Origin of the sequence: Carboxydocella sp. JDF658 (assembly GCF_002049395.1) — a bacterium.
GTDB lineage: Bacteria > Bacillota.
In genome coordinates this window covers 1-201 of sequence record NZ_BDLR01000135.1, presented here as the reverse complement: position 1 = coordinate 201, position 201 = coordinate 1, and the positions used below count along the sequence as shown (strand labels likewise).

Annotated in this window: 1 pseudogene; it reads right to left on the bottom strand. The window is 54.7% G+C overall.

Annotated features, from left to right (window positions below):
* A pseudogene (locus JDF658_RS12750) lies at nt 1-201 on the bottom strand (IS200/IS605 family accessory protein TnpB-related protein); the annotation flags it as partial.

The following is a 201-nucleotide window of genomic DNA, read 5'->3' as shown; positions in this document are numbered from 1 at the left end:
AGGGTAACTTCATGGCCAGCCATATCTGCACCAGTTCCCGGTGTTTTTCCGGCAGCCACAACTTGCCCTCAACCCTGGGGGCCTGGCTCATCCTGGGGCGTCCAAGTTTATCTATGCCTGTCTGTTCAGAAAGGTGGGAGAGGGAAACCGCCAGGCGGAAGTCCTGTCCGTCATAAAATATCTTAATGTTGGGGTTGCCTC